6 protein-coding genes are annotated in these 8534 nt (G+C 67.1%); 1 reads left to right on the plus strand and 5 read right to left on the minus strand.

The window, feature by feature from the left end; all coding sequences use genetic code 11:
* Positions 1–162: 162 nt before the first annotated feature.
* The 5 genes from abc-f to ACZ7KI_RS19210 all read right to left on the minus strand — a co-directional run bounded on the left by abc-f (position 163) and on the right by ACZ7KI_RS19210 (position 6932).
* A complete protein-coding gene (abc-f, locus tag ACZ7KI_RS19190) occupies positions 163–1782 on the minus strand; it encodes a ribosomal protection-like ABC-F family protein (protein WP_470274460.1) in 1620 nt (539 codons plus the stop codon).
* Positions 1783–2332: 550 nt separating this feature from the next.
* Positions 2333–3742 carry a GH1 family beta-glucosidase gene (locus ACZ7KI_RS19195; RefSeq protein ID WP_470274461.1) on the minus strand — a complete coding sequence of 470 codons (1410 nt, stop codon included), beginning with the start codon at positions 3740–3742 and terminating at the stop codon, positions 2333–2335.
* The gene (locus ACZ7KI_RS19200; RefSeq protein WP_470274462.1) at positions 3739–4641 is read right to left on the minus strand and encodes a carbohydrate ABC transporter permease; all 903 of its coding nucleotides are present in this window, start codon (positions 4639–4641) and stop codon (positions 3739–3741) included. Before ACZ7KI_RS19200 ends, ACZ7KI_RS19195 begins: the two co-directional genes overlap by 4 nt.
* Entirely contained in the window at positions 4638–5627 is a 990-nt protein-coding gene (locus ACZ7KI_RS19205; protein ID WP_470274463.1) for a carbohydrate ABC transporter permease, read from the minus strand. The genes ACZ7KI_RS19200 and ACZ7KI_RS19205 overlap by 4 nt, the downstream gene beginning before the upstream one ends.
* Positions 5628–5630: 3 nt before the next feature.
* A complete protein-coding gene (locus ACZ7KI_RS19210; RefSeq protein WP_470274464.1) occupies positions 5631–6932 on the minus strand; it encodes an ABC transporter substrate-binding protein in 1302 nt (433 codons plus the stop codon).
* Positions 6933–7131: 199 nt separating this feature from the next.
* Here ACZ7KI_RS19210 and ACZ7KI_RS19215 point away from each other — a divergent pair, with 199 nt between their 5' ends.
* Complete coding sequence (locus tag ACZ7KI_RS19215; RefSeq protein WP_470274465.1) at positions 7132–8178, plus strand: LacI family DNA-binding transcriptional regulator; 1047 nt, start codon at positions 7132–7134, stop codon at positions 8176–8178.
* Positions 8179–8534: the final 356 nt, after the last annotated feature.

Consider the following 8534-nt stretch of genomic DNA (forward strand, 5'->3'; position numbering starts at 1 on the left):
CAACGCAACCCCCCGCCCGTGGGTGGAAAAAGTGGGGGGGGGGGTGGGGGGGGGGGGTGGGGCAAAACCCCCCCCCCCCCCCCCACGACCACCCGCGGAAACGCTAGCCAGGAGCGACCGCATTAAGCCGGCTAATTGCGGCAAGTCACCGAGGCGTAACCCTTACCCCTCACGAAGCACCCCATCGGCCAACCGCACACGTCGATCCACCTTGATCTCCCGCAGGAACCGCTCATCATGGCTCACGACCACGAAAGCCCCCTGATAAGCACCCAGCGCGCTTTCCAGCTGCCCGACGCTGACCAGGTCGAGATTGTTCGTCGGCTCGTCCAGCAGGAGCAACTGAGGTGCGGGCTCGGCGAACAGCACGCACGCCAAAGTGGCCCGTAGCCGCTCGCCGCCGGAGAGTACGCCGACGGGAAGCTGGCTGCGCGCGCCCCGGAACAGGAACCGGGCGAGCAGCGTCATCCGCTGCGATTCGGGCAGGCCGGGGGCGAACGTCGCGAAATTCTCGGCGATGGTCCGGTCGAGGTCGAGCAGATCCAGTCGTTGTGACAGGTACGCGATCCGGCCCTCGGACCGTTTGATCACCCCATCGGACGGTTCGAGGTCGCCGTTGAGCACCCGCAGGAGCGTCGACTTCCCGCTGCCGTTGCCGCCGGTCAGCGCGATCCGCTCAGGGCCGCGGATCGTCAGGTCGACGCCGTCGCCCGCGAAGACGTTCCGGTCGCCGTAGCGGACCTGGATGCCTTCACCGTGGAACATCGTGCGTCCCGCCGGGACGTTGGTGCCCGGCAGGATCAGCGCGATCTTCTGGTCGTCACGAAGGGAGCGCTCGGCCTCGTCGAGGCGGGTCTTCGCTTCGCTCACCCGAGCGGCGTGCGTCTCGTTCGCCTTGCCCGCGGACTCCTGGGCGTTGCGCTTCATGGTCCCGGCGAAGATCTTCGGCAGACCCGCGTTGCCGAGGTTGCGGGCCGCGTTGCCCGCTCGCCGCGCGGCGCGTTCGCGAGCCTGTTGCATCTCCCGCTTCTCGCGTTTGACCTCCTGCTCGGCGCTGCGGACGTTGCGCTCGGCGACCTCCTGCTCGGCCTTCACCGCCGCTTCGTACTGGGTGAAGTTCCCGCCGTGATAGCGCAGGTCGCCGCGGTCGAGTTCGGCGATCCGGTCCATCCGGTCGAGCAGTTCGCGGTCGTGGCTCACCAGCAACAGGCAACCGGACCAGTCTTCGAGTACGCCGTAGAGCTTGTGGCGGGTGTCGAGGTCGAGGTTGTTGGTCGGTTCGTCCAGCAGCAGGATGTCGGGCCGCTTCAGCAACTGCGCCGCCAGCCCTAGGGAGATGATCTGCCCACCGCTCAACGTGCGCAGGCTCCGGTCCAGCGCGATGCGGTCGAGACCGAGCCGGTCGAGCTGGGCGCGAGTGCGTTCCTCGATGTCCCAGTCGTTGCCGATGGTGGTGAAGTGTTCCTCGCTCGCGTCGCCCGACTCGATGGCGCTCAGCGCCGCGAGCTGCGGCTCGATGCCCAGCACCTCGGACACGGTCAGTTCGCCGGTGAGCGGCAACGACTGCGGCAGGTACCCGAGCACGCCCGGGGTGGACACGGTTCCGGTGAGGGGCTGAAGCTCGCCGGCGATCAGTTTGAGAAGCGTGCTCTTGCCTGCCCCGTTGGGCGCGACGAGCCCGGTGCGGCCCCCGGGCACGGTGAAGGACAGGTCGTCGAAGACCGGCGTGTCGTCCGGCCAGGCGAAGGACAGGGAGGACACGACGACGAAGGCGTCTGACATGGAGAAAGACCTCGCGGAGAAAGCGGGCGCCTCAAGGCAGCACCGCGGTGGACGTGGCGTTGAGGGAACGACGAAATGGCCACATCGGCGCTACCGCCGGTGGCCTGCCAACTCCGGCTCACCCGGAGATGTCGTCTTCACCTGCCACGTCTGGTCTCCTGTTCGTTGATCAGGTCCGCCTCCACGATAACAAACCCGACCGACGCACGCCTGGGGCGCCGGTGGGCTGAGCCGGGTGTGGCGAATGGCCGAATGTGCTGTCGCAAGGGCTGGAAACACGAGATCGTTTTCGCAGAATCCCAGTGTCATCACCGGCAACGCCACAGGTTCGGGGGCGGCTGGTGCCGACGCCACTGCCACCACCAGTGCGGGTCGTGGCGGTGGCGGAGGTTTCGGTGGTGAGCGGTAACCGGCCCGACAACTGCTACTCCGTGGCCGACGTACCCGGCTGCGATCGCGGCTCGCGGGGACAAGTGACCTGAGATCGTCGTGAAGGGTCGTTTCCTGGCCAACTGCCGGAAACGACCCTTCACGACCCCCAGTCGGTGGCTCAGCTCAATCCGTTGAGGCTGATCGCGCGGGCGTACCAGAGCGCGCTCTGCTTCGGCGTCCGCTGTTGGGTTTCGTAGTCGACGTGCACGAGCCCGAACCGCTTGGCGTACCCCTCGGCCCACTCGAAGTTGTCGAGCAGCGACCAGTAGAAGTAGCCGCGCAGATCCACGCCCGCTTCGATCGCTTCGTAAGCGGCGCGCAGATGCGAGTCGAGGAAGGCGATCCGGTCGGTGTCCGCGACGTCCCCGCCGATCAGGGTGTCCGGATAGGACGCGCCGTTTTCGGTGATGTACAACGGGATCTGCGGGTAATCGCGGTGCACCTGCAGCAGGCATTCGGTGAGCCGGGAAGGCTGGACCTCCCACCCGGAGTCGGTGCGCGGCGCCGCTTCGTCGGGGACGAAGTGGACGTCGGGGACGCCGAGCCAGTCGGGTCCGGCAGGCTCGCTTCCGGGCTGGGGAGTGCCCGCGACCTGATAGCCGCGGTAGTAGTTGATGCCCAGCCAGTCGATCGGGGCCGCGATGGTCGCGAGGTCACCTTCCCGCACGAGCGCTTCGATGCCGAGCGGGGCGAGATCGGCGAGCATGTCGTCGGGGTAGCCGCCGTTCAGCACCGGGTCGAGGAAGAGCCGGTTCTGCAGGCCGTCGATCCGGCGCGCGGCCTCGACGTCCACTGCTGACGAAGGATCGGCGGCGGAGACCGGGTACAGGTTCAGGGTGATCCCCGAGGACGCCGCCGGGGCGTGCGCCCGCAGGACGTCCATCGCGAGCCCGTGTCCCAGCAGGAGATGGTGCGTGGCGGCGACCGCGGCTTCGGGCTCCTGTCGTCCGGGAGCGTGTATCCCGCCCGCGTAGCCGAGCATCGCGGCGCACCACGGCTCGTTCAGGGTGGACCAGTTCGCGACCCGGTCGCCCAGTCGCGCCACGATCGTTTCGGCGTACTCGGCGAAGCGGAACGCGGTCTCGCGCGAAGTCCAGCCGCCCTCGTCCTCCAGCGTCTGGGGGAGATCCCAGTGATAGAGCGTCGCCCAGGGCGCGACCCCGGCTTCGAGGAGCCTGTCGACGAGCCGGTCGTAGAAGGCGAGCCCTTGCGGGTTCGGCGCGCCGCCGTCGGGCCGGATCCGCGGCCAGGACAGGGAGAACCGGTACGCGCCAAGGCCGAGCCGCCGCATGAGGTCGACGTCCTCGGCGTAGCGCCGGTAGTGGTCGGCGCCCGGTTCGCCGGTGTCGCCGCCGACCACGGCGCCGGGACGGCGCGCGAAGACGTCCCAGATCGAGTCGGTCCGGCCGTCGGTGGCGGTGGCGCCTTCGACCTGGAAAGCGGCGGTGGCGGCGCCCCACACGAATCCGGGCGGGAACAGCAGCGCGGTCTTCGCCCGAACACTGTCGGGTTGAGTGGACATGGTCACCCTTTCACGGCACCTTGCATGATCCCGGCCACGATCTGGCGGCCGAGGAGGAGGAAGACGATGAGGATCGGGATGGTGGCCAGGGTGGTCCCGGCCAGCACCAGTGAATAGTCGACGTAATAGCCGCTCTGCAGCTTCTCCAGTGCCAGCTGGACGGTGGGATTGCCGGCGTCCAGCACGACGAGTGGCCAGAGGAAGTCGTTCCACGAGGTCATGAACGTGAACATCGCCAGAATCGCCGCGGCCGGGCGTACCGCGGGCAGGCAGACGTTCCAGAAGATGCGGATCATGCTGCAGCCGTCGACCCGTGCCGCCTCGATCAGTTCGTACGGCACCGCGTCCAAGGTGTACTGACGCATCCAGAACACACCGAACGCGGTCACCAGGTTGGGCACGATCACCGACTGCAGCCCGCCTGCCCAGCCGAACTCCGACATCGCCATGAACAACGGGATGATGCCGAGCTGGGTCGGGACGGCGAGGGTGATGACGATGAACACGAACAACCCGTTCCGGCCCCGGAACCGCAGTTTGGCGAACGCGAACCCGGCGAGCGAGGAGAACAGCACCGTGGTCAGGGTGACCGTGCCGGAGACGATCAGGCTGTTCGCGAGCGCTTTCCAGAACGGTACCGTGTCGAACACCCTGGCCGCGTTGGCGAAGAAATTGCCGCCCGGCAGGAACGGCGGGACCCGTTCGGTGAGCATGCCGCTGTCCCGGCTGGCGACCAGGAACGACCAATAGAACGGGAAGAGCGAGCCCAGCACGAAGATCGCGAGCACGACGTAGGTCGACCGGCGTGGTTTGCCCAGCGCGGAGACGCTCCGCTTCAGCCTGCTGTTCTTGAGCCCGCTGTCTTCGAGCCCGCCGTTTTCGAGTCCACTGTGGAGGAGGGTCATTTCTTCTTCACCGCCGGGGTCCGGGCGAGCCTGCCGGTGAGGAAGAAGTTCACCAGCGCGATCAGCACGATGATCACGAACAGCACCCAGGCGATGGCCGAGGCGTAGCCGAGTTCGTAGTTCTCGAAGGCCGTTTGGTACAGGTACAGCGTCACCGTCTGGAACTGGTTGGACGAACCGCCGTTGTTCGATCCCGGCATGGCGTCGAACAGTTTGGGCTCGGTGAAGATCTGCAGTCCACCGATCGTCGAGGTGATCGTGACGAAGATCAGCGTCGGCTTCAGCAACGGCAGGGTGATGCTGAAGAAACGTCGTGCCGCGCCGGCGCCGTCGATGAGGGCGGCCTCGTGCAGTTCCTTCGGGATGGCCTGCATGGCCGCCAGCACGATCAGCGCGTTGTATCCGGTCCAGCGCCAGTTCACCATGACCGCGATCGCGACGTGGCTGCTGAACCGGCCGGCCTGCCAGTCGACCGGATCAAGGCCGATGGTCTGCAACATGCCGTTGACCAGGCCGTACTTCGGTCCGAACAGGTTCGCGAAGATGATCCCGAGAGCCACCAGGCTGGCGGCGTAGGGGAGCAGGATGCCGACGCGCCAGCCGGTCGCCCCGCGCAGCCTGCTGCTGAGCAACGCCGCCAGTGCCACGGCGATGATCAGCTGGGGAACGCTGGAGAGCAGGAAGATGCTGACGGTGTTCTCGAGCGCGTTCCAGAACTGCGTGTCGGCGAACAACTCCTTGAAGTTGTCCAGCCCGATGAAGTCCGGATTGTCGTCGCCCGCCTCCCAGCTGAACAGGGACACGTACGCCGTGTAGAGCAACGGGAACAACCCGACGATCCCGAACACGATGAAGAACGGGGCGATGTAGAGGTAGGGCGAGACCTTGACGTCCCACCTGCTCAGCCGGTGCCGGAGGGTGGGCCGGGGCGACTTGCGCACCCCGGCCTTCCTCCCTTCCGGCGCGATCTTGTCGACGACGGTCATCGGTCAGCGCGTGATCTTCTTCGCGGCGTCGAGCAGTTGCGTCCAGCCCTCGTCCGCCGACTTGCCCTGTTCGACGGCCTGCAGTGCGGGGCTCGAAGCGTTCTCCTGGATCTGGCCGTCACCCGGGCCCTTGTACTGCGGCTTGGCGACCTTCTTGGCCTGCTCGGCGAAGAGCTGCCCGACCTTGGTGTCACCGAAGTAGGCGTCGGTCTCGCTCAGCAAAGCCGGGTCCTCCAGCGCCTTGACCTGGCTGGGGAAGGTGCCCTTGGCCTTGAACGCCTTGAGCTGCTGTTCGGGCGCGGTCAGCCAGGCGGCGAGTTCGGCCGCCTCCTTCGGGTGCTTCGACTGCGTCGGCACGGTCAGGTACGAACCGCCCCAGTTGCCGCCGCCACCGGGGAAGGCCGCGGTGACCGCCCATTTGCCGGCGTTCTCCGGGCCGGAGTGCTCCTTGATGACGCCGAGCATCCACGCCGGGCACACCTTCGTGGCGAAAGCGCCCTGCTTGAAGCCGGAGTTCCACTCGTTGCTGAACGCGGTCAGCTTGGCGGACTGTCCTTTCGCGACGGCGGCGGTCACCTTGGTCCAGGCGTCCTTGATGCCCTGGTTCCCCTCGACCGCCAGCTTGTCGTCATTCCCGATGTAGCCGGTGGGAAGCTGGTTGACCATGGAGTTGAAGTTCTGGGAGGCCGAGTCGAACCACGCCTTGCCGCCGGTCTTGGAGACGTACTGGTCGCCCGCGGCGAAGTAGCTGTCCCAGGTCGCGAACAGCGGTTTGACCGCCTCGGGATCGGTCGGCAGGCCCGCCGCCTGGAACATGTCCTTGCGGTAGCACATCGCCAGCGGACCGATGTCCGTGCCGTAGCCGATGACCTTGCCGTCCTTGGTCTTGGCCGCTTCGTACTTCCAGGGGAGCCAGCGGTCGGGAGAGGCGTCCGCCGGGCCGATCTTGGGCAGGTCGTTGAACTTCGCCCCCTTGTCGAGGACGTTCGACAGGTGCCCTTCCTCGACCGCGGTTACGTCGGCGAGGCCGGAGCCCGCCGCCAGCTTCGTGATCAGGTCCTGGTGGTACGGCCCGCCCTGGCCGGTCTTGCGGTGGGTGACCTTGATGTTCGGATGCAGCCGTTCGTACTCGGGAATGAGGTCCTCGTAGCCGAACTCGGTGAACGTCGCCAGCGTCAGCTCGACCTTGGCGTTCGGGTCGGACGCGGCGGGTGTCCCGCCGTCGTCGCTCCCGCACGCCGTTACGCCGAACGCCGTAATCGTGATACCCAGTGCCAGCACCAGGCCGTTCCGGATGCTTCTCACGTGTCAAATCCCTTGCCGATGGGTAGGAACGCCCGCCGCGTGACCCAGAAAGTGGGAGCGCTCCCAGAGGATGCCGAGAGTCTGTCGCCACCCTTTGGTCGTGTCAAGGGCTTGTAATAAGAGCGTTTCCATCAGGGGAGCGCTCTCATCGTTTCGGCCGCCGGAGATTAAGCTGTCGGTGTCCGGGTGGTGCTGAAGAGTGAAGGTGACGCGGGTGGGGCCTCGACCAGGGGAAGACGAGCGGCCGACGTTGGAAGACGTCGCCGCGTCCGCCGGGGTCAGCCGGTCGACGGCGTCTCGCGCGCTCAACGACGACGGCTACGTCAGCGCCCGTTCCCGGGAGAAGGTGCAGGCCGCGGCCCGCGAGCTCGGCTACTCCCCGAACCAGGCGGCCCGGTCGCTGGTGACCCGGCGGACCGGCGCGGTGGCGGTCGTGCTGTCGGAACCGGAGGCACGGCTGCTCGACGACCCGTACCGCACCGCGGTCATGCGGGCCGGTTATCGCGAGCTGGCCGACATCGGCTGCCAGATGGTCCTGATCTTCAGCGACACCCGCGAGGACCTCGACCGCACGGTGCGGTTCCTGGACGGCGGGCACGTCGACGGCGCACTGGTGTTCGCGCCCCACCGGACGGACCCGCTGCCCAAGGCATTGCGCCAGCTGAGGATCCCGGTGGTGTACGGCGGGCAGGCCGCCGGGCTCAAACGCGGTGTCCACGTCGTCGACTTCGACAACGAGGGCGGCGCGAAGCTGGCGGTCGCGCATCTGGTCAAGGCCGGTCACCGCCGGATCGCCACGATCGCGGGACCGCAGGACCAGAGCGCGGCGATCGACCGCCTCTCCGGCTGGCGCAAGACCCTGCTCGACGCGGGACTCGATCCGACCGACCTGGTCGAGGAGGCCGACTTCACGCTGACAGGCGGCGCGAAGGCGATGTCGAATCTGCTCCGGCGGCTTCCCGACCTCGACGCCGTCTTCGTGGCCAGCGACATGATGGCCCTCGGCGCGCTCCGGACCCTGCACGCGGCCGGACGGCGGATCCCCTCCGACGTCGCCGTCGTCAGCTTCGACGACAACGCGACGTTGGCTCCGGAGATGGATCCGCCGCTGACCTCGGTGCATCAGGACCCGCGCGAGCAGGTTCACGCGATGGTGGAGACGCTGCTGGCGGTGATGGACGACCGGGATCTCAAACCCCGTCAGCAGATACTGCCGGTCTCCCTCACCCATCGCGCCTCGAGCTGACCTGGCACACACCGGAACGTGTCCGCGAAGGCCTCCTTGCCTACCCTGAAGGTAGGGTCCCGGCGAAGTCGCATAACTGCTGGTCGGCTCCATTGCTAGAGTGGGTCAAGGCGAACGTGTCGTGGCGGAGCCGGCGGGAGCGGGTTTATGCAAAAGGGGCCTCACCTGGCTCCCGACTGTCCATAAGGGACACTTTTCGGGGCAAATGTGCCCGATTTGGGCGAGTTGCGGGGTTTCGTGAGCGGGTCGTGAGTGATGTGTGTCGTTCTAACCCTCATTAACACTCACGACCCCGCACGGAAACGTATTTAGCGGCATCAATCGGACAGTCGATCGGCTGGCGGTGTCCCTTGTGG

It is taken from the genome of Amycolatopsis sp. NPDC039088 (assembly GCF_055598845.1).